Raw genomic sequence first — 203 nt, forward strand, 5'->3', positions numbered from 1 at the left:
GTCCTCAACGGCGGCAACGATGCCGACCTGTTCGCCAACTTCGATCTCGGCGACAACGACGACGGCGATGTCGACGAGCCCTATACCGGCGACGACATCTATGATGGCGGCGACGGCGACGACGTCTTCCTGATCTCCTCGGACGACAACAACTCGAACACCATCGAGGGTGGCCTGGGCAACGACTTCGCCCACTACTACGA

At 61.1% G+C, this 203-nt stretch carries 1 protein-coding gene; it reads left to right on the plus strand.

The window, feature by feature from the left end; all coding sequences use genetic code 11:
* Positions 1-203 (plus strand): hypothetical protein (locus QSJ97_RS24935; RefSeq protein ID WP_434220962.1); only part of this gene is annotated, 203 nt, incomplete at both ends.

This window comes from Paralimibaculum aggregatum (assembly GCF_030270585.1).
Classification (GTDB): Bacteria; Pseudomonadota; Alphaproteobacteria; order Rhodobacterales; family Rhodobacteraceae; genus Thermohalobaculum; species Thermohalobaculum aggregatum.